This window comes from Pantoea sp. SGAir0183 (assembly GCF_043545505.1).
Genome location: NZ_CP028053.1, coordinates 1093878 through 1114354, shown reverse-complemented (window position 1 = coordinate 1114354; position 20477 = coordinate 1093878). Strand labels below are relative to the sequence as shown.

At 53.5% G+C, this 20477-nt stretch carries 22 protein-coding genes and 1 other RNA gene; 16 read left to right on the top strand and 7 right to left on the bottom strand.

Translation table 11 applies throughout. The features are described from left to right. Positions 1 to 7: 7 nt before the first annotated feature. On the bottom strand, positions 8 to 586 hold the full coding sequence (gene rpoE / locus C1N59_RS05375; protein WP_006120509.1) for an RNA polymerase sigma factor RpoE: 579 nt from the start codon (positions 584 to 586) through the stop codon (positions 8 to 10). A gap of 360 nt (positions 587 to 946) precedes the next feature. Here rpoE and nadB point away from each other — a divergent pair, with 360 nt between their 5' ends. Further along, on the top strand, positions 947 to 2608 hold the full coding sequence (gene nadB / locus C1N59_RS05370; protein ID WP_054633314.1) for an L-aspartate oxidase: 1662 nt from the start codon (positions 947 to 949) through the stop codon (positions 2606 to 2608). On the opposite strand, the gene C1N59_RS05365 is transcribed toward nadB, so the two are convergent. Continuing rightward, positions 2593 to 3342 carry a tRNA(1)(Val) (adenine(37)-N(6))-methyltransferase TrmN gene (locus C1N59_RS05365; protein ID WP_054633313.1) on the bottom strand — a complete coding sequence of 250 codons (750 nt, stop codon included), beginning with the start codon at positions 3340 to 3342 and terminating at the stop codon, positions 2593 to 2595. The two genes, nadB and C1N59_RS05365, sit on opposite strands and share 16 nt — an antisense overlap. Positions 3343 to 3509: 167 nt before the next feature. On the opposite strand from C1N59_RS05365, the gene srmB reads away from it, so the two are divergent. Continuing rightward, entirely contained in the window at positions 3510 to 4838 is a 1329-nt protein-coding gene (gene srmB / locus C1N59_RS05360; protein WP_033740936.1) for an ATP-dependent RNA helicase SrmB, read from the top strand. Positions 4839 to 5046: 208 nt separating this feature from the next. Here srmB and grcA read toward each other — a convergent pair whose 3' ends face one another. Then, positions 5047 to 5430, bottom strand: coding sequence for an autonomous glycyl radical cofactor GrcA (gene grcA, locus C1N59_RS05355; protein WP_039340033.1), 384 nt, complete (start codon positions 5428 to 5430; stop codon positions 5047 to 5049). A 257-nt stretch (positions 5431 to 5687) separates the two neighbouring features. On the opposite strand from grcA, the gene ung reads away from it, so the two are divergent. Continuing rightward, on the top strand, positions 5688 to 6377 hold the full coding sequence (ung, locus tag C1N59_RS05350) for a uracil-DNA glycosylase (protein ID WP_054633312.1): 690 nt from the start codon (positions 5688 to 5690) through the stop codon (positions 6375 to 6377). A gap of 47 nt (positions 6378 to 6424) precedes the next feature. Here ung and grpE read toward each other — a convergent pair whose 3' ends face one another. Beyond that, on the bottom strand, positions 6425 to 7006 hold the full coding sequence (grpE, locus tag C1N59_RS05345) for a nucleotide exchange factor GrpE (RefSeq protein WP_006120499.1): 582 nt from the start codon (positions 7004 to 7006) through the stop codon (positions 6425 to 6427). Between the two features lie 122 nt (positions 7007 to 7128). Here grpE and nadK point away from each other — a divergent pair, with 122 nt between their 5' ends. From nadK to bamE, 3 genes are all read left to right on the top strand, one after another. Further along, positions 7129 to 8007 (top strand): NAD(+) kinase, encoded by an 879-nt coding sequence (nadK, locus tag C1N59_RS05340; RefSeq protein WP_006120497.1) that lies wholly within the window; start codon positions 7129 to 7131, stop codon positions 8005 to 8007. Positions 8008 to 8091: 84 nt separating this feature from the next. After that, positions 8092 to 9753 carry a DNA repair protein RecN gene (gene recN, locus C1N59_RS05335; RefSeq protein WP_058701191.1) on the top strand — a complete coding sequence of 554 codons (1662 nt, stop codon included), beginning with the start codon at positions 8092 to 8094 and terminating at the stop codon, positions 9751 to 9753. Positions 9754 to 9939: 186 nt separating this feature from the next. Next, on the top strand, positions 9940 to 10287 hold the full coding sequence (gene bamE / locus C1N59_RS05330) for an outer membrane protein assembly factor BamE (protein ID WP_033740942.1): 348 nt from the start codon (positions 9940 to 9942) through the stop codon (positions 10285 to 10287). Positions 10288 to 10384: 97 nt separating this feature from the next. On the opposite strand, the gene C1N59_RS05325 is transcribed toward bamE, so the two are convergent. After that, positions 10385 to 10678, bottom strand: coding sequence for an RnfH family protein (locus tag C1N59_RS05325; protein ID WP_006120493.1), 294 nt, complete (start codon positions 10676 to 10678; stop codon positions 10385 to 10387). Beyond that, the gene (locus tag C1N59_RS05320) at positions 10671 to 11105 is read right to left on the bottom strand and encodes a type II toxin-antitoxin system RatA family toxin (RefSeq protein ID WP_006120491.1); all 435 of its coding nucleotides are present in this window, start codon (positions 11103 to 11105) and stop codon (positions 10671 to 10673) included. Before C1N59_RS05320 ends, C1N59_RS05325 begins: the two co-directional genes overlap by 8 nt. Positions 11106 to 11263: 158 nt before the next feature. Between C1N59_RS05320 and smpB the strand changes: the two genes are divergently transcribed. From smpB to C1N59_RS05295, 5 genes are all read left to right on the top strand, one after another. Next, positions 11264 to 11746 (top strand): SsrA-binding protein SmpB, encoded by a 483-nt coding sequence (gene smpB / locus C1N59_RS05315; protein ID WP_033740943.1) that lies wholly within the window; start codon positions 11264 to 11266, stop codon positions 11744 to 11746. A gap of 43 nt (positions 11747 to 11789) precedes the next feature. After that, positions 11790 to 12152, top strand: a transfer-messenger RNA (tmRNA) gene (ssrA, locus tag C1N59_RS05310). Between the two features lie 183 nt (positions 12153 to 12335). Continuing rightward, the gene (locus C1N59_RS05305; RefSeq protein WP_394550402.1) at positions 12336 to 13523 is read left to right on the top strand and encodes an integrase domain-containing protein; all 1188 of its coding nucleotides are present in this window, start codon (positions 12336 to 12338) and stop codon (positions 13521 to 13523) included. A gap of 73 nt (positions 13524 to 13596) precedes the next feature. Next, entirely contained in the window at positions 13597 to 14706 is a 1110-nt protein-coding gene (locus C1N59_RS05300; RefSeq protein WP_394550401.1) for a hypothetical protein, read from the top strand. A gap of 9 nt (positions 14707 to 14715) precedes the next feature. Next, positions 14716 to 15360 (top strand): hypothetical protein, encoded by a 645-nt coding sequence (locus C1N59_RS05295; protein ID WP_336716908.1) that lies wholly within the window; start codon positions 14716 to 14718, stop codon positions 15358 to 15360. A gap of 385 nt (positions 15361 to 15745) precedes the next feature. Here the strand turns inward: C1N59_RS05295 and C1N59_RS05290 are convergent, their stop codons facing one another. After that, positions 15746 to 16018 (bottom strand): ogr/Delta-like zinc finger family protein, encoded by a 273-nt coding sequence (locus C1N59_RS05290; protein ID WP_205957212.1) that lies wholly within the window; start codon positions 16016 to 16018, stop codon positions 15746 to 15748. 536 nt (positions 16019 to 16554) lie between these two features. On the opposite strand from C1N59_RS05290, the gene C1N59_RS05285 reads away from it, so the two are divergent. The 5 genes from C1N59_RS05285 to C1N59_RS05265 are packed head-to-tail and all read left to right on the top strand — an operon-like array spanning position 16555 to position 20266. Continuing rightward, entirely contained in the window at positions 16555 to 16821 is a 267-nt protein-coding gene (locus C1N59_RS05285; protein WP_394550400.1) for a helix-turn-helix transcriptional regulator, read from the top strand. Positions 16822 to 16849: 28 nt separating this feature from the next. Beyond that, positions 16850 to 17389, top strand: coding sequence for a host cell division inhibitor Icd-like protein (locus C1N59_RS05280; protein ID WP_394550784.1), 540 nt, complete (start codon positions 16850 to 16852; stop codon positions 17387 to 17389). Next, complete coding sequence (locus C1N59_RS05275; RefSeq protein ID WP_064373078.1) at positions 17386 to 17610, top strand: hypothetical protein; 225 nt, start codon at positions 17386 to 17388, stop codon at positions 17608 to 17610. The genes C1N59_RS05280 and C1N59_RS05275 overlap by 4 nt, the downstream gene beginning before the upstream one ends. Continuing rightward, the gene (locus tag C1N59_RS05270) at positions 17607 to 17930 is read left to right on the top strand and encodes a DUF5375 domain-containing protein (protein ID WP_029569062.1); all 324 of its coding nucleotides are present in this window, start codon (positions 17607 to 17609) and stop codon (positions 17928 to 17930) included. The genes C1N59_RS05275 and C1N59_RS05270 overlap by 4 nt, the downstream gene beginning before the upstream one ends. An 11-nt stretch (positions 17931 to 17941) precedes the next feature. Then, positions 17942 to 20266, top strand: coding sequence for a phage/plasmid primase, P4 family (locus tag C1N59_RS05265; RefSeq protein ID WP_394550399.1), 2325 nt, complete (start codon positions 17942 to 17944; stop codon positions 20264 to 20266). Positions 20267 to 20477 lie beyond the last annotated feature (211 nt).

The following is a 20477-nucleotide window of genomic DNA, read 5'->3' as shown; positions in this document are numbered from 1 at the left end:
GCCGTTATCACTGACGTTGGATAAGCGGTTGAACTTTATTATCAATGGCCTCACGTGCACGGAAAATACGTGACCTTACCGTGCCCACCGGGCAATCCATAATGACGGCGATCTCTTCATAGCTCAGACCGTCAAGTTCCCTGAGGGTAATTGCCATTCGCAAGTCCTCAGGAAGCGCCTCGATGGTACGAAAGACGATTTGTTTCAGTTCGTCAGACAACATTAAGTTCTCAGGGTTCGAAATTTCTTTTAACGCACCCGCACTTTCGAAATTTTCCGCATCAATTGCATCAACATCGCTGGAAGGCGGACGGCGTCCCTGAGCAACCAGATAGTTTTTGGCTGTATTCACGGCAATCCGATACAGCCAGGTGTAAAACGCGCTATCGCCACGGAAAGAATCCAGTGCCCGATACGCCTTAATAAATGATTCCTGAACGACGTCAGGCACATCGCCTGAAGGCACATACCGTGAGACCAGGCTCGCGACTTTATGCTGGTAACGGATCACCAGTAAGTTGAAAGCTTTTTGATCCCCCTTCTGAACCCGTTCAACCAGAACCTGGTCCGCTAACTGCTCGCTCATCCGAGGTAAAGTCTCCCCAAATACTTTCTTATGCGTTAAGGAACTGCCAGCACACAGCTATTGAGCAAGCATGCGCTTTGAGTCATTACGTGGCGAAAAGTTCATTTTCGGCCGCTTTGCTGCAGGATTACACAGTTTGTTGATTTTCGTTCAATGTAACACGCGCAAATCGCAGGCAGAGTAACCTATGACAGCCGCTTTTTCATCTTTAAATCCTTGTATTCGATTAAGTTTGGTATGAAAAACGGATTTTAAACGGTTAAACAACTAACCATTTGATATATCTCATAAATTAGATTTAGTCCGCTATTACGCCTGCTTGCGTGTTCAAAATACTTCACAAAAAACCATCAAAGGCTTATGCTCGGGTCATTCTTGTTTAGTAAATTAAACGCTATGACAACATTCTCCCCCTCAGATTATCAGTGTGATGTGCTTATTGTGGGCAGCGGTGCGGCGGGACTGTCACTGGCGTTGCGGCTGGCCTCGCATTACCGGGTCACTGTGCTCAGTAAAGCGCAGGTTAATGAAGGCTCAACGCTGTATGCGCAGGGCGGCATTGCGGCAGTGTTTGATGAAACTGACAGCGTGGATTCTCACGTTGAAGACACGCTGATTGCCGGGGCGGGCTTGTGCGATCGTGAGGCTGTTTCATTTGTCGCCAGCAATGCGCGGCACTGCGTGCAGTGGCTGATCGATCATGGCGTGGCGTTTGATACCGATCCTCAGGCCGGCGGTGAAATGCGTTACCACCTGACGCGAGAAGGCGGCCACAGCCATCGCCGTATTCTGCACAGCGCCGACGCCACCGGCCGGGAAGTGGAAACCACGCTGGTCGGCCAGGCGTTGCGTCATTCGAATATCCGCATCCTGGAACGCACTAACGCGGTGGATCTGATCCTGTCAGACAAACTGGGCTTACCGGGCCCCCGCCGGGTAATGGGGGCCTGGATCTGGAACCGCAATCGCGAACGGGTCGAAACCTGCCAGGCGCGCGCCGTCGTGCTGGCCACGGGCGGCGCGGCCAAAGTTTATCAGTACACCACGAATCCTGATGTCGCCTCTGGTGACGGCATTGCGATGGCCTGGCGAGCAGGATGCCGGGTCGCTAACCTGGAATTTAACCAGTTTCACCCTACCTGCCTGTTTCATCCGCAGGCGCAAAACTTTCTGCTGACGGAAGCCCTGCGCGGCGAAGGCGCCTGGCTGGTGCGGCCCGATGGTTCGCGGTTTATGCCTGACTTCGACGAACGCGCGGAGCTGGCCCCGCGCGATATCGTCGCCCGCGCCATCGATCATGAAATGAAACGGCTGGGCGTAGACTGCATGTATCTGGATATCAGCCACCAGCCGCCGGCCTTCATCCGTTCCCACTTCCCGATGATTTACGAAAAACTGCTGACCTTTGGCTTTGATCTGACAAAGGACAGAATCCCTGTGGTGCCCGCCGCGCATTACACCTGTGGTGGCGTGGTCGTCGATCGGCATGGCCGCACCGACATCGATTGTTTATATGCAATCGGTGAAGTCAGTTATACCGGGCTGCACGGTGCCAACCGCCTCGCCTCAAATTCTGTCCTGGAGTGTCTGGTATATGGCTGGTCTGCCGCGGAGGATCTGATGCGGATCTTACCTGAAACGGAGACCGTAGATCGTTTACCGGCATGGGATGAAAGCCAGGTGGATGATGCCGATGAGCGCGTGGTCATTCAGCATAACTGGCATGAGCTACGGCTGTTTATGTGGGATTATGTCGGCATTGTCCGTACCACTAAGCGGCTGGAACGCGCGTTGCGCCGCATCAGCCTGCTTCAACAGGAAATCGACGAGTACTATCGCCACTTCCGGCTGTCAAACAACCTGCTGGAACTGCGCAACCTGGTACAGGTGGCAGAGCTGATGGTGCGTTGTGCGCTGCAACGCAAAGAGAGCCGCGGACTGCATTTTATTCGCGACTATCCCGATACGCTGGCGGAAGCGCAACCGACCGTCCTGCAGCCCGGCGATCACATAAACAAATAGAAGTCACGCGTCAGGCTTTGCCAGGCGTCAGAATACTGCCGGTCGGCATCGCGGATAGCCAGGCGTTCAAACAGGGTTTCACCCGGACTGGGTGAAAACCCCAGCAATACACGATGCGGCGGACGGTGAGCATATTCCGCCACATCGAAGCGAAAGCGCAGATGCCAGCCCTCCGATTGTGCCTGCGCAATCACCTCCTGCCCTGTCGTCTCAGGCAATATCACACAAAAGAAGCCCTCTTCTTCTATGAGCAACGCTGCGCAACGTAATAAGGTCTGATGGTTTAAGGTACCGGTCGCGCGTGCGCTGTCGCGTGCCGACGTTGAGCAGGCCACGCCAGGTGTAAAGTAAGGCGGATTACTGACGATCAGTGAATAGCGCGTATTGCTGTTTTCCGCCCACTGCGCGATATCCTGTTGATGAACATGAATACGCGCAGCCCAGGGTGACTGACAGGCATTCTCGCTGGCCTGTTGCGCAGCGTCGGCATCGAGCTCCACCGCATCGATCACCACATCAGAATGCGTTCGCTGGGCCAGCATCAGCGCAATCAGGCCCGAACCGGTACCGATATCAAGGATGCGCTTTACCCCGGCGACCGGTGCCCACGCGCCCAGCAGAATGCCATCAGTACCGACCTTCATTGCACAGCGATCGTGTGCGACAAAAAACTGCTTGAAGGTAAACCCGTTCTTTTTTAACTGCGGCCGCGCCTGCGGCTTGTCCTGCATCATACTCAGCGACCATTCACCTGTTTTTCTGCCGTATAGCTGGCGCCAAGTGTAACGTGCCAGGTTGGGGAATTCACGCCGTTAACGTAATCTGACGCAGTCAATACCGATAAACAGATGAAGATTATGTCCGATCTGTCTATAATCAGCGCCCCAAACTGAGGTAGAACATGACCGTAACCACATTTTCCGAACTTGAACTCGACGAAAGCCTGCTTGAAGCGCTGCAGGAGAAAGGCTATACGCGCCCGACAGCAATTCAGGCTGCTGCCATTCCCCCCGCGCTGGAGGGCCGCGACGTTCTGGGTTCGGCACCTACCGGGACCGGGAAAACCGCCGCGTATTTATTACCGGCGTTGCAGCACCTGCTCGATTTTCCACGCAAGAAGTCTGGCCCGCCACGTATTTTAATTTTAACGCCCACCCGTGAACTGGCGATGCAGGTTGCCGACCAGGCGCGGGAACTGGCGAAACATACGCATCTGGATATCGCCACTATCACCGGCGGCGTGGCCTTTATGAACCACGCCGAAGTGTTCAGCGAAAATCAGGACGTTGTGGTTGCCACCACCGGCCGTCTGCTGCAGTACATCAAAGAAGAAAACTTTGACTGCCGCGCAGTGGAAACGCTGATCCTGGATGAAGCAGACCGCATGCTGGACATGGGCTTTGCCCAGGATATCGAAACCATCGCGGGTGAAACGCGCTGGCGTAAACAGACAATGCTGTTCTCCGCTACGCTGGAAGGCGAGCATATTAAAGATTTTGCCGAGCGCCTGCTGAACGAACCGGTTGAACTGGAAGCCGATCCCAGCCGTCGCGAGCGTAAGAAAATTCAGCAGTGGTATCACCGCGCCGACGATCTTGAGCACAAAACCAAACTGCTGGTTCACCTGTTAAAGCAGCCGGAAGTGACCCGATCCATTGTGTTTGTGCGTAAACGTGAACGCCTGCATGAACTGGTCAGCTGGCTGCATGATGCCGGAATCCGCACCAGCTACTTGGAAGGGGAAATGGTCCAGGCTAAACGCAATGAGGCGATTAAACGTCTGGTGGAAGGTCGGGTAAACGTGCTGGTCGCCACCGATATCGCCGCACGCGGGATTGACGTGGAGGATGTGAGCCACGTGATTAACTTCGATATGCCACGCACGGCGGATACCTATCTGCACCGCATCGGCCGTACGGGCCGTGCCGGTCGTAAAGGCATCGCCATTTCGCTGGTCGAAGCCCATGACCATCTGCTGCTGGGTAAAGTCAGTCGCTACGTTGACGAGCCGATTAAAGCACGGGTGATTGACGAGCTGCGTCCGGTCACACGTGCGCCTTCGCCAAAAACTACCGGAAAACCGTCGAAAAAGGCGCTTGCGAAGCGTGCAGAGCGAAAAGCCAAAGAAGAAGAGAAACCGCGGGTGAAAAAACGCCATCGCGATCTTAAAAATGTCGGTAAACGCCGCAAGCCAAGTGGCAGCTCATCCGGCAGTGAGAACGCGGAATAAAACAGCACGCTTCTAAAAAAATCGCCTCCTGAGAGGCGATTTTTCATTGTTCAGGTGGGTAAAGCCCGGTTTCGTCTCCATTCAGCATCAAACATCATAAAGCCGCCCGGCTGGATATTTCACCCGACGACAGTCATGTTCTATCTGTCTGTTAACGTGTAGAAATTTGTCCTTCTGGCGCTGCGTTTTATTTCAGCACACAGGCAGTTTATAAACTTTCCGTAAAGGTTCGGGCAATGACGTCACGCTGTTGTTCAGGCGTCAGCGAATTAAAGCGCACGGCATACCCGGAAACACGAATGGTCAGCTGCGGATACTTCTCAGGATGTTTCACGGCGTCTTCCAGCGTTTCACGGCGCAGGACGTTAACGTTTAAGTGCTGCCCGCCTTCCACGCGCACCTGGGGTTTAATCTCGACCGGTACTTCACGGTAAGCCATGTCCCCTAACTCACCAATCGCGACAATCTGATCGTCCTGATAGCCTGCTACGGCACACAGACAGCGTGCCTGAGCGGTTTCTTCATCTAACAGCCAGAACGAATTCACTAAGGCCGGATTGTGTGACTGGGTAATTTGAATACCTGTGATCATCTCAGTTTCTCCTGCAAGGCATTGGCTGGACCAATACCGTCAATAAATCAATGATGAGCAACTGGTATATCACTCGCTCATGACGTTAGTTTTGACCTGAATCAAGTACAATCGGGCGCTTTTTGGCCACATTGCTAAGCGATTGATTTTTAAAACGTAGCGGGACTACATTTTATTGAATTTTTAAAATAATTTTAGGCTTCATGTCTGGATACTGAACAGCTAAGCTTAGCGTTCAGAACACAAGGGAGTTGATTATGGCTGCAAAGCTGACCTGGCACGATGTGCTGGCTGAAGAGAAAGAGAAGCCCTATTTCATTGAAACCCTGAAACAGGTCGCCAACCAGCGGGCTGCAGGCGTGACCGTTTATCCGCCGCAAAAAGACGTCTTTAATGCCTTTCGCTTAACGGAGTTAGGCGATGTGAAAGTGGTGATTTTGGGTCAGGATCCTTACCACGGGCCGAATCAGGCACATGGTCTGGCTTTTTCTGTATTACCGGGCGTGCCCATTCCGCCTTCCCTTCAGAACATGTATAAAGAGCTGCAGCAGGATATTCCGGGCTTTGAGAAACCCAGTCATGGCTATCTGGCCAGTTGGGCAGAGCAAGGCGTGCTGTTGCTGAATACCGTGTTAACGGTGGAAGCGGGCAAAGCGCATTCTCATGCCCGGCTGGGCTGGGAAACCTTTACCGACAGGGTGATTGACGCGATTAACGCGCAGCGTGAAGGGGTAATCTTTTTACTGTGGGGTTCGCATGCGCAGAAGAAAGGCAGCATCATTGATCGCCAGCGCCATCATGTGTTGCAGGCGCCGCATCCTTCTCCCCTTTCGGCACACCGCGGCTTTTTTGGCTGCCAGCATTTCTCAAAAACTAACGCCCTGTTAAAAGAAAGCGGCAGAGATCCTGTTGACTGGACACCAGTTTTACCTGACCCGGCAGCCTGAACACAACGGCCGCGTCAGTGCGCGGCCGTTGTGAGATGAGGCTACAATCAGGCTTTCGCCTTGGCCACTGCAACCATGGCCGGACGCAGTAGACGCCCATTCAGGGTATAACCGCGTTGCATCACCATCATCACGTGGTTAGGCTCCACCTCGTCAGATTCCATCATCGACATCGCCTGATGGACTTCAGGGTTGAACGGGACGCCGGTTTCACCGACCACTTCAACACCGAATTTACGCACTGCGCCCAGCAGCGATTTCAGCGTCAGCTCAATGCCTTCCACCATCGAAGCGGATTTCTCATCTTCTTTGTTCGCCAGCTCCAGCGCACGCTCCAGGCTGTCAATCACCGGAAGCAGCTCGTTGGCAAACTTCTCCAGCGCAAATTTGTGCGCTTTTTCAATGTCCATCTCGGTACGACGACGCACATTTTCAATCTCTGCCTGTGCACGCAGCTGCGCGTCACGCACGCCGTTCTGCAACTGCGCTAACTCAGCTTCGAGCTGAGCAATGCGCTCATCACGCGGATCCACCTCACCTGCTGTCTCCGCGTCCTGAGGTTGCTGTTGTTCCTGTTGAATTTCGTCTGAGACTTGCTCGTTTGGGGTGTTCTGTTCTTTACTACTCATGAATTTCTCCGCGTTTTGCACATTCACTTCGCTGGTTGGCTTATTATGGGGATTGGTTTGGCGGTTTCAAGGGAACACGTCACATCATCGTGCCGATTTGGCTTATGAGGAAGACCCACTCGATGAACAAACACTTTAACTGCATTGGAATTGTGGGCCATCCACGCCATCCCACCGCGCTCACCACGCATGAAATGCTGTGCCGCTGGCTGACCGGTAAGGGCTACCGTGTCATTGTCGAACAGCAGATTGCGCAGGAACTCTCACTGGACGATGTCCAGACTGGCACGCTGGCAGAAATCGGCCAGCAGGCGGATTTAGCCGTCGTGGTCGGCGGCGACGGTAATATGTTAGGCGCAGCCAGAGTACTGGCGCGGTATGACATAAAAGTGATTGGCATCAACCGCGGCAATCTGGGATTTCTGACGGATCTGGATCCGGATAACGCGCACCATCAGCTTGATGACGTGCTGAACGGCAATTATTTTGTGGAAAGCCGCTTTCTGCTGGAAGCGCAGGTCTGCAAAACCGACTGTTCACCCCGCATCGGCAGCGCAATTAATGAAGTGGTACTCCATCCGGGCAAAGTCGCCCACATGATCGAGTTTGAAGTGTACATTGATGAGGTGTTTGCCTTTTCACAGCGCTCAGACGGCCTGATCATTTCTACACCGACCGGATCTACGGCCTATTCCCTGTCCGCAGGGGGCCCGATCTTAACGCCGTCGCTGGACGCGATAACGATTGTGCCCATGTTTCCGCACACCTTATCGGCCCGGCCTCTGGTGATTAACAGCAGCAGCACCATTCGCCTGCGCTTTTCGGCCCGCCGCAACGACCTGGAAATCAGCTGCGACAGCCAGATTGCGCTGCCTATTCAGGAAGGGGAAGATGTGCTGGTCCGCCGCAGCGAAAACCATCTCAATCTTATCCATCCCAAAAACTACAGTTATTTCAACACGCTGAGTTCCAAACTGGGCTGGTCAAAAAAATTGTTCTGAAAGTGAGCGCGCCCTCTTTACTGGATAAAAAACCAGTTTATACTGTATGAAAAACCATATGTGTTTATTCATACAGGTGACGCTATGCTGGCACAACTGACCATCAGCAATTTCGCTATCGTTCGTGAGCTCGACATTGATTTTCAACGTGGCATGACGGCCATTACCGGTGAAACCGGTGCCGGTAAATCTATTGCTATCGATGCGCTCGGATTGTGCCTCGGCGGTCGCGCGGATGCCGATATGGTGCGTCAGGGTGCCAACCGCGCAGATTTATGCGCGCGCTTTCAAATCAAAGCCTCGCCTTCCGCTCAGCGCTGGCTCAGCGACAACCAACTGGATGATGGCAATGAGTGCCTGTTGCGCCGCGTGATCAGTGCCGATGGCCGCTCACGCGGTTTTATTAACGGCACGGCGGTTCCGCTTTCACAGCTTCGCGATTTAGGCCAGTTGCTGATTCAGATTCATGGCCAGCACGCGCACCAGTTGCTGCTCAAGCCCGACCATCAAAAACACCTGCTGGATGCCTATGCCGGGCATGACGCGCTGCTGGTTGAGATGCGTGCGGCGTATCAGACCTGGCATCAGAGCTGCCGTACCCTGGCGCAGCATCAGCAGCAGGCGCAGGAACGTGAATCCCGTCGCGAATTACTGCAGTACCAGCTCAAAGAACTGAACGAGTTTGCCCCGCAGGCAGGTGAGTTCGAGCAGATCGACGAAGAGTACAAACGCCTGGCCAACAGCGGACAGCTGCTTTCAACCAGCCAGCAGGCACTTCAGCTTCTGGCTGACAGCGATGACACCAACCTCAACAGCATGCTGTACAGCGCACGTCAGATGCTGTCAGAGCTTACCGCACTGGATGACAAGGTCAGCGGGGTTTATAACCTGCTGGAAGAAGCGGCCATTCAGTTGAGCGAAGCCAGCGACGAACTGCGTCACTACTGCGACAGCCTCGATCTGGATCCCAATCGCCTTTATGAACTGGAACAGCGTATCTCGCGGCAAATCGCGCTGGCGCGTAAGCACCATGTCACGCCGGAAGGCTTACCCGCTCTCCATCAGCAATTGCTGGATGAAGCAGAGTTGTTATCCCAGCAGGAAAGCGATCAGGAAAGTCTGCAAACGTTGGTCACCGAACATTATCAGGCGGCCTTACAGTGCGCGGAACGACTGCACGAACAACGTAGCCGCTTTGCGGATGAGCTTCAGCAGTTAATTACCCAGAGCATGCATTTGCTTTCGATGCCGCACGGCCGCTTTGCCATCGAACTGGTGTTTAATCCCGATCAGTTAACGGCGGATGGCGCAAGCCGCATTGATTTCCAGGTGACGACCAACCCCGGGCAGCCTTTACAGCCGTTGGGCAAAGTTGCTTCCGGCGGTGAGCTGTCACGTATTGCGCTGGCCATTCAGGTGATTACGGCCCGCAAGATGGAAACCCCGGCGATGATCTTTGACGAAGTTGACGTGGGCATCAGCGGCCCTACCGCCGCCGTCGTCGGCAAGATGTTGCGCCAGTTGGGCGAATCAACACAGGTGATGTGCGTTACGCACCTGCCGCAGGTCGCCGGTTGCGGACATCAGCACTTCTTTGTCAGCAAAGAGACTGACGGCGAAATGACGGAAACCCATATGCAGCCGCTGGACAAGCGCGCACGTTTGCAGGAACTGGCGCGTTTACTGGGCGGCAGCGAGGTCACCCGCAACACGCTGGCTAATGCTAAAGAACTTTTAGCCGCCTGATATGCACTTTTTTAACACAGCGTGGTCATATGCATGCTCTGTAGAGGTTTCCAATAGCGAAAAGGTTTATTATCATCGACAGCTATTGTCGCCTGAATAATAAAGCCTGCCGCAGGCAGAGTTCAGAATTTGATGGCAGAAGAACAGCCTGTAAAAGGCGTTTGGCCCCAGAAAAGGAATGTATAGATGCGCTGTAAAACGCTGACTGCCGCGGCAGTGGTAATGTTGATGATGACCGCCGGATGCTCCACTTTAGAGCGCGTGGTTTATCGTCCCGATATCAATCAGGGAAACTATCTGGTTGCCAATGATGTTGCCAAGATTCATACCGGCATGACTCAGCAGCAGGTGGCCTATACACTGGGTACGCCGATGATGAAAGATCCGTTTGGTAGCAATGTCTGGTACTACGTATTCCGTCAGGAACCTGGCCATGAGAAAGTCAAACAGCAGACACTGACGTTGACCTTCGACCGCAGCGGTGTGCTGACCAACATCGACAATAAACCTGCCCTGTCCTCGCAAGAAGGCTAACGGTTGATTCTGACCGTCGCTATCGCGGCGGTGATTAACCCGCAGAAAGCAAAAAGGCGCTCATCAGCGCCTTTTTCATGTTCTTCGATCTGACCGGTTATTTCTTGCTGCTGGCCGCGCGTTCTGCGCGTTGACGACGCAGTTCTTTCGGGTCGGCAATCAGCGGGCGGTAGATCTCAACCCGATCGCCTTCCTGCACGATATCCGTCAGTTTCACCGGGTGGCTGTAAATGCCCACTTTATTGCTGGCAAGGTCGATATCAGGCCGCAGCTCAAGCAAACCCGATTTTTTGATGGCCTGCTCGACCGTACTGCCCTCTTCCAGCTTTACGTACTGCTGATACTGTTTTTCAGGCAGGGCGTACACCACCTCAACCGAGATATCAGGCACTGTAAACCTCTTTGGCGCGTTGCGTGAACGCCTGCACCATGCTGTTGGCCAGTTCTTTGAAGATGCGACCGAATGCCATTTCAACCAGCATATTGGTGAACTCAAACTCCAGGCTTAGTTCGACCTTACAGGCATCATCGCCGAGATCGATAAAGCGCCATCCGCCGGTCAGCTTGCGGAACGGGCCGTCGACCAGTTGCATATGAATGCTCTGGTTGTCGGTCAGCGTATTACGGGTAGTAAAGGTTTTACTGATGCCCGCTTTAGACACGTCGACTGACGCCGTCATCTGATTTTCAGAGGCATCCAGCACGCGGCTACCGGTGCAGCCCGGCAGAAACTGCGGGTAGGCATCGACATCGTTTACGAGTTGGTACATTTGTCCGGCGCTAAAGGGGACCAGCGCCGAACGACTAATCTGAGCCATAATGGTTCCTGTTCGTCACAAAACCGCTAAATAATAGCATTTTCAGCGATTAAACAAAAATTCCTCATTGTCATGGTGTGCTAGAATACCCTGTTTCCTGCTGCCCCGCTGGACTGGGGATGCGATAACCGACCAAGTGATGTAAAATACGCGGCATTATGACAAAGAAAAAAGCACACAAACCCGGTTCTGCCACCATTGCCATGAACAAGCGCGCCCGCCACGAATACTTCATTGAAGAAGAGTTCGAAGCCGGTTTGTCGCTACAGGGATGGGAAGTTAAATCACTCCGTGCAGGTAAAGCGAACATCAGCGACAGCTACATTTTGCTGCGCGATGGCGAAGCCTATCTGTTCGGTTCAACCTTCCAGCCGCTCGCCGTGGCTTCAACGCACGTAGTCTGCGATCCTACACGCAGCCGTAAACTGCTGTTGAAAAAGCGTGAGCTGGATTCACTGTATGGCCGCGTTAATCGCGAGGGCTATACCGTTGTCGCGCTGTCGCTCTACTGGAAAAACGCCTGGTGTAAGTTAAAAATCGGCGTGGCTCGCGGTAAGAAAGAGCACGACAAGCGTAACGACATCAAAGATCGCGAATGGCAAATGGACAAAGCGCGTATTATGAAGAATGCCAATCGTTAAATACTGGAATTCGATACGCTTTTTTGCTAGTATTTAAAGTTCTGGGGCTGATTCTGGATTCGACGGGATTGTGAAGCCTTAGGAGCATGCCGAGGGGCGGTTGGCCTCGTAAAAAGCCGCAAAAAAATAGTCGCAAACGACGAAAACTACGCTTTAGCAGCTTAATAACCTGCTGAGAGCCCTCTCTCCCTAGCCTCCGCTCTTAGGACGGGGATCAAGAGAGGTCAAACCCAAAAGAGATCGCGTGGATGCCCTGCCTGGGGTTGAAGCGTTAAACTTAATCAGGCTAGTCTGTCAGTGGCGTGTCCGTCCGCAGCTGACCGGCGAATGTAAAGACTGGACTAAGCATGTAGTGCCGACGGTGTAGTAATTTCGGACGCGGGTTCAACTCCCGCCAGCTCCACCACACAATGATCCGGATACGTCCGGTGAAATCCTGAAAGCCCGCACGGCACAAGCCCTGCGGGCTTTTTTGTGTCTGTAATTGTCCGAGGAATTCCGGCTAAATCCAGTGATTATTGGTATACGAATTGGTATACGTTAGAATATATGCCAATAACGTATACCAATTTACGCAGGAAAGCCCCGCATGGCAAGGACTACGCGCCCTCTCACCAACACAGAAATACTTCGTTCCAAAGCCATTGATAAAGATCTGACGCTGCATGATGGCGGCGGACTTTTTATGGTAGTGAAAACCACAGGAAAGAAGCTTTGGCGTTTCCGTTATCAAAGGCCAGCGACAAAACAGCGCACCATGATGGGCCTCGGTGCCTTCCCTGCTCTGTCGCTGGCCGATGCCCGACGCCTACGCGCTGAATACCTCTCATTGTTAGCAAACGGCATTGACCCACAAGCTCAGGCCGAACAGGCCACAGAACAGCAGCAGATTGCCTTAGACAGCATTTTCTCAACCGTGGCGGCTAACTGGTTTACTTTGAAACAGGCCAGCGTTACGCCGGATTACGCGAAGGACATTTGGCGCTCTCTTGAAAGAGACGTTTTTCCTGCCATTGGCGAGATTCCGGTTCAGGAAATCAAAGCCCGAAAGCTCGTAGAAGCATTGGAGCCGATCAAGGCCCGTGGTGCTCTTGAAACAGTACGCCGCTTGGTACAGCGAATTAACGAGATTATGATTTATGCTGTTAACACGGGTTTGATTGATGCTAATCCTTCATCTGGGATCGGTATGGCGTTTGAAAAACCCAAAAAGCAGAATATGCCAACGCTGCGGCCTGAGGAATTGCCTAAACTTATGCGTTCGCTTTTAATCTCGAATCTTTCCATCCCAACTCGCTGCCTGATTGAATGGCAGCTCCTGACTCTTGTACGCCCTTCAGAGGCCTCTGGTACTCGATGGGTAGAGATCGATCTTGACGCTAAGCTTTGGACTATTCCTGCTGAAAGAATGAAGGCTAAACGTGAACATGTTGTCCCCTTATCAGCTCAAGCAGTCGAAGTTCTAAATATCATGAAACCTATGAGCGCACATCGAGAGCATGTTTTTCCTAGCAGGAATGATCCTAAGCAACCAATGAATAGTCAAACAGCAAATGCCGCTTTAAAACGAATAGGATATGGTGGTAAGTTAGTCGCACATGGGTTACGCTCGATTGCTAGTACAGCAATGAATGAATACGGTTTCAAGGCTGATGTCATTGAAGCTGCTCTGGCTCATAGTGATAAGAATGAAGTTAGGCGAGCCTATAATCGGACAACTTATCTTACTCAACGTAAAGAATTAATGAGTTGGTGGGGTAAATTTGTATCAAAATAATAGCCAACTTTGATTGCACAATTAAAAAAAATCACTAAAATCTTAAATTAACCAACTAATTCAAGGACGAAAAATGTTTATTCAAGATATCCCTAAAAACTCTAAATTCTGGGTCGTTCGCTCAGGTGATAGCGGAGTCTTCTACGATCATTTCGTACACAATTCTATCGTTGCAATTGGTCACATAGATAATATGGACTACAACGATGAAACATTAAATAATTCAGATGCTGTCGAGACACTTCTCCTTAGATATAAAAATACTCTTTTGGAAAAAAAAGAAAGTTTAGCTTCAGCCTCAAATAAAGCAGGTCAGGTAAATAGATTTATCAATCAGATGTCAATAGGCGACGTGGTTATAACCCTTGATGGAAAAAGAATTATTGTTGGGGTTATCAAATCAAAACCATATAAGTGCGCCGACAATGTAACTCTCAAAAATATCGATGGCACTACTAGCGACTTGATGTTGAAGTTCAGCTTGAGAAGAGAAGTTGACTGGGGTAGATCCCAGATGAGAAACAAACTTTCATTAGCTATAAATAATAGCTTTCGTGCTAATCAAACTGTATTCTCAGCCAATGAACACTGGAAGGAATTAAATCATTGGTTGTCAGTTGCTTTCATTTCCGAAGGTGAGGCTTATATATCCTCTCGTATTGAGCAGAAAGATGGAATCAACAACCTCGATATTGCACAATACTCCATAATCATAAATAAAATAGAGGCAATAGCCGAAACGTTAGCTGGAATTAACATTGAAGAAACCTCAAGCGAAAAATTAATAAAAATATTTGAGGAAAATTACATTGAATTGCGTCGAAACAGAGCATTTACTGTAACAACGCAACAAGTATTTCTTTCACCCGGAGACTTATGGGCTAAAACTTCCGGTCATCGTCTCAAAAGCTTGATAGTAATTGCTACGTTCCTATTTATGTTTGGGATTGAACCTACTTTCGCTAATGATCAAGATAAGCAATTTGTTGAAGCTAATAGAGAAGCTATCACTTTGTTAATCGATAAAGTTAAACATGATGAGAGTTTTACAGAAGTACAAGCAGGCCTAGACTTACATGTACCTAACCAAAAAATCAGTAAAAAAACAGAACGGAGCACCTCACAGACAGATGATGTTGAGAACGATGCTGATGTTGAACCTGATGATTTTGAAGGGATGTAAGGAGGAAAAATGGGATTTTTTAAAAAATGGTGGGATAACCATGATAAGTCTAACAATTTCTTATCAGGCATTCATTATGTTGTCATTTCTCTGGCCATCATAATCGGTGGCGGGTGGGCTTTATATACATTCAAAGCCCTAGAGATGGCTAGTAATGCAGAAATCCAGCTTTCAAAAGCTAATGAAGAATTGAAGCAGATTAAAGAGCAAATCAAAGGCACAGATTCTAGTAGCATTACTATTAATGCAACTCCTTTAAAAACTCAATTAGGGATCATAATAAATATAAATATAAAAAACAATGGAAAACGCCCATTGGCCTTTGATACAGACAAAGGCTCAGTGACAGTATACAAGGTTAAGGCAACTGGAGATTCGATTGAGCAATCGGAGAAGTTAACGCCAGTTCTTTACACCTCAATAAGAGATAAGGAAGCTAAAAGCAATACAAAAAACAAGTCATTATCAAAAACTCACGTTTTAATTGGTGCAGAAAAAAACTTAAGTTACATAGTAGGGTTAAAAAAACCTGGGATTTATTATATCGTATTTAGATCGACACCTGATGAAAATTTCGACGGGCAAGATTTGAAGAATAAAAAACCTGTAGAGTGGTTTGCGTCGAGCTATGTAGAAATAGAAAAGCATAAATAGATAAAGTTAATTCCCATTTTTGAATTCTTTTGAAAAGTCTGTATCCCCCGCACATCATTAATTTAAAATCAGTTACCGTATAAAAAATTCTTTCGCATCAAGTAACTCACTACCCGAGTTGATTATGATCTTGACCTGTACTTTAACGAACTACTTACTTTTACCCTATTGCGCGCTCTCGTAGCCCCGCCACGCCTGCGCACTTCATGTAGCGGTTTTCATGCACCTGCATTAATGACTCCGGGCTGCACCGCTGCTGGCCTTTGCTGCCGTTTTCAGGTGCCGGAAACTCATGCGATTTCATGCAGCATAGTCATGCACTCACGCAACAGAGATAAAAAAGCCCGGCAGGTGCCGGGCATTAGATGTTTCTGGCCTTATTCTTTCAGGGTTGTGCGTGCCGGTCCCTGCGGGAACAGGCTGAGCCGTAGCGGCCGAGCGTCTGCGGCTGACGTACCGTGCCGTTCTTCACCTCTGGCTCTGTGGCTGCAGGCCTGCCGGGCTTCATGATGATTCTCTCAACGCTCTCCAGCGCGGTGAATGTGCAGGAGCAGTCAAGGTTCCGGCACTGGTACCAGGTGCGCTTTACGGACGGTGCTTCATAAGAACTGGTCCGGGTATGAGCCACCTGACCGCATTCGGGACATTTCAGGGCCATTTCGTTTTCCTGTCTGGTCGTTTTCAGTCAGTCAATTGTGCCGGGGCTGGCACAGGCGGTGCCACCGGATGACATTGTGTGACGGCTCAGACAAAAGCCCTTCTTCTGGCCAGCCAGGGAAAGGTCTCACGAAACCCACACTCCACTTTTAGTTTTATATAAATCCTTCACCTTTCTTCATCAGAAAGAAAAAAATAAGTAATACAGTAAATTAAAGGGTGAACAGTTTAAAAAGAATCCTTCACCCACTGTTCACCATCGTTCACCGTCTTAAAAAAGCCCACCGGACATTCATCAGCGTTATTTCCTTTTGATCTTTCACTTTCAATAGCCAGAAACTAAGTCCTGGTTTTACCTCGTCTCTATACGTTTTTATTCGTTTGTATTCGTTTTACATGAGCAGTAAATGACCATTTTGTAAGGGTGGTGACACAATCCCGCCTTGTTGATTCCCACAAAAATATGCTCAGAATACAGAGCTGCCCGATGCCGGACGTATCCGCCCGGCTCTGTATGGAATCAACGAGAGGTAGCCCATGCACACTGTTTTAACCGCACCATCTTCCGCCCCGGCGGCCCCGTCAGCCCCTTACGCGCCGCCGGTGCAGGAGCGCTTTATGCGCCTGCCGGAGGTCATTCACGTCTGCGGCCTGTCCCGCTCAACGATTTACGACCTCATCAGCCGTGACGCCTTCCCCGCGCAGATTTCCCTGGGCGGCAAGAACGTCGCGTGGGCGGCCAGCGAGGTGAACGCCTGGATGAACGAACGCATCGCTGCCCGGAGTCAGGGGCGTGCGGCATGACCTTCACCCACCGCTGAGACTGTCCGTCATGCTGCATTTCTTTGCTTTCCCCGGCTTGCGCGCCGGGGGCCTTCCCTGGTACAGTATTTCTGCTGTCGTAAAACCGGCAGCCGGGCGTAGGAACCCGAGTTACTTATTGGCGACACCAGACGCGCCATGCGTCTTTTTTTGTGTCTCAGCCTCAGTGCACCCGTTATCCGGGCAACGGTTCTGTATCCGTTGCGCCGTACTCGTAATGGTGGCCCGGGCGGGGCAGCCTTCGGGCTGGCCGGTTTCCTTGAAGGCCGGTATTCCTACCCCCGTCCGGGTCACCACCAGTGAGCGTAGGAACTCCGGTGGTGGCGTTAACCGCTACTTCAGGGAGACTGCCCTTATGGCTACCGTCCTTAATTCCCCGCATTCAGAATTTGTCTTTGTGTTTGCCGCCGTGCGCCGCTGTGAGCGCCATGCCCGCGTGCAGATGCTGCGCGCCACCGCCGCCACCGAACGCGCCGCCCGCCAGATGCTGGTCCGTGAATACGTACTGGCCTTTGCTGCCCGCCTGCCGGTTGCGGAGGTGCGCGCATGAACCACGCCACCATTACCCTTGACGACCTCGCCCGCCTGGAGCACCTGCGCAACGCCGGGCGCCTGGCCTGTGACGCGGCGGCCCTGCGCGACTGCTGCACCCCGCCGGAGCCTGCCGACAGCGAACAGCTGGCCTCGCTGCTGTTTCTCATCACCGGCCAGCTGGACGACGTGGTGACCCGCTGCCGCGACGGCTGGATGAACGGGGAGGTCGGCGCATGAACGCACGCACCCTGTCCCCTGAGCTGCGCGCCGCGCTGTCACGCCGCGCCGTGGCCTGCGCCTGGCTCACCCTGTGCCGTGAGCAGAAGCGCCACTGCGGCCTGACGCTGGCCCGCCTGGAGCGCGCCATTGAGACCGAACTGGAGGGCTTTTACCTGCGCCAGCACGGCCGGACGCGCGGGCTGGAGATTGCCTGCGCGCTGCTCGACGACCTGCTGACCGCCGGGCCGCTGAAGGCCGCCCCGTGCCTGAGCTTTTTAGGCCAGGTGGTGATGGACGAACTCTGCGGGCGCATCCACGACGCGCCGCCGCTGCACTGAGGGAAAGCATAATGAAAATGACCGTATCCGACGCGGCCAGCGCCGCGCGGGGCCAGTGGCCCCGCATCCTGCCCGCGCTGGGCGTGAAGGTGGTGAAGAACCGGCACACGGCGTGCCCGGTGTGCGGCGGCAAAGACCGCTTCCGCTTTGACGATAAAGAGGGGCGCGGGACGTGGTTCTGCAACCAGTGCGGGGCCGGTGACGGCATGGACCTGGTGCAGAAGGCGCTGGGGGTGAGCCTGACCGGGGCCGCCGCGCGCGTGAACGACCTGACCGGCAACCTGCCGCCGGTCACTGAAGCCGCACCGGCAGAGCCGGACGATGAGGCCGCCCGCACGGCGGCGGCCGCTCTGGCGCAGCAGCTGATGAGCAGCGCGAAAGCGGTCACCGGCAACGCCTACCTCTCACGCAAGGCGCTGCCAGAGCAGACCTGCCTGACGCTCACGAAGCCGCACAAGGTGGCCCTGACCGCCTACCGCCCAGGCGACCTGCTGGTGCCGCTGCACGACGCGGACGGCGCACTGGTCAACGTCCAGCTGATTAACGCCGCCGGTGACAAGCGCACGCTTAAGGGCGGCCAGGTGAAAGGCGCCTGCCACGTCCTGAGCGGTAAGGGCGCCCCGAAGCGCATCTGGCTCACCGAGGGCTACGCCACCGGGCTGGCGGTGCACGCGCTGACCGGGGACGCGGTGTGGATTGCCCTGTCGTCCGTGAACCTCTTTTCCCTGGCCGGCCTCGTCCGTGAAAAGCACCCGACGCTGCCGCTGGTGATTGCCGCCGACCGCGACCTGAACGGCGACGGCCAGCGTAAGGCGAAGCACGCCGCCGCGGCCTGCAACGCAACGGTTGCCCTGCCGCCGGTGTTTGGCGACTGGAACGACGCCTTTACCGCGCACGGGGAGGACGCCACCCGGCAGGCGTTGCGGGAAACCTCAGCCCCGCCCGCCGCCAGTCCGTTCGACACCATGAGCGAGGCCGAGTTTACGGCCATGAGCGCCAGCGAGAAGGCGGAGCGCGTTGCGGAGCACTACGGGCGTAATCTGGCGGTGGACGCCAGCGGCGAAATCCTCTGCCGCTATGAGGCCGGGGCGTGGAAGGTGATTTCCGGCAACCAGTTCGGGCGCGACGTGGCGAAGCTTTTCCAGCGCCTGCGCGCCCCGTTCTCGGCGGGCAAGGTGGCGGGCGTGGTGGACACGCTGAAGCTGATGCTGCCGCAGCAGGCCGCGCCGCAGCGCCAGCTCATCGGATTCCGCAACGGCGTGCTCGACACCCGCAGCGGCACCTTCAGCCCGCACCGGCGCGAGAACTGGCTGCGCACGGTCAGCGACGTGGACTACACCCGCCCGGTGGCGGGCGAAACGCTGGAGCGCCACGCGCCGCACTTCTGGCAGTGGCTCGACCGCGCCGCCGGGCGCAGCGCAGAGAAACGGGACGTGATTCTGGCCGCGCTGTTCATGGTGCTGGCAAACCGCTACGACTGGCAGCTGTTTCTGGAGGTCACCGGCCCCGGCGGAAGCGGCAAAAGCATCATGGCTGAAATCGCCACCATGCTGGCGGGACCGGACAACGCCGTGTCGGCCACCATCGAGACGCTGGAATCCTCGCGTGAGCGCGCGTCGGTCATCGGCTATTCGCTCATCCGCCTGCCTGACCAGGAGAAGTGGAGCGGCGACGGTGCGGGCATCAAGGCGATTACCGGCGGCGATGCGGTGTCCGTTGACCCCAAGTACCGCGACGCCTACTCGACCCACATCCCGGCGGTGATTCTGGCCGTGAACAATAACCCCATGCGCTTCACCGACCGCAGCGGGGGCGTGTCGCGCCGCCGGGTTATCCTGCACTTCGCGGAAATCATCCCGGCAAACGAGCGCGACCCGCAGCTGAAGGAGAAGATACAGGCGGAGCTGGCCGTTATCGTGCGCCAGCTCATGCAGCGCTTCAGCAGCCCGCAGGACGCCCGCGCGCTGCTTCAGCAGCAGCAAAACTCCGGCGAGGCCATGCGCATCAAGCGTGACGCCGACCCGATGGTGGACTTCTGCGGCTACCTGTTTGCGACCGCCGAGCCGAACGGCCTGCACATGGGTAACGCCGGCATCCGGCCCTTACAGCCGAAGCGATACCTGTATCACGCCTATCTGGCCTACATGGAGGCCAGCGGCTACCGCAACCCGCTCAGCATGAAGTCCTTCAGCCAGGCGCTGGAGAGCATCCTGCGCGAGTACGGGAAAAGCTACCTGAAGCGGCGCACGAAAACCGGCGTGCAGACCAACCTGGGGCTGACGGACGAAAGCAGCGCTGACTGGCTGCCGAAATGCGACGACGTGTACGCAGCATGACAACCTGAACCGGCGAAAGCCGGTTTTTTTACGCCCATCGTTCACCCGTGGTGAAGGATATGCGTCACCCTTCACCCATTCATCACCAGTTAATGAACTGATATAAAAGAATAAAATCCAAAGGTGAACAATGTGAAGGATTATTCATAAAATCTTTTTTTTGTAGGTTCTCGCTTTCTGGCCGCGCAACTGTTTTGATAAAGTTTGAATG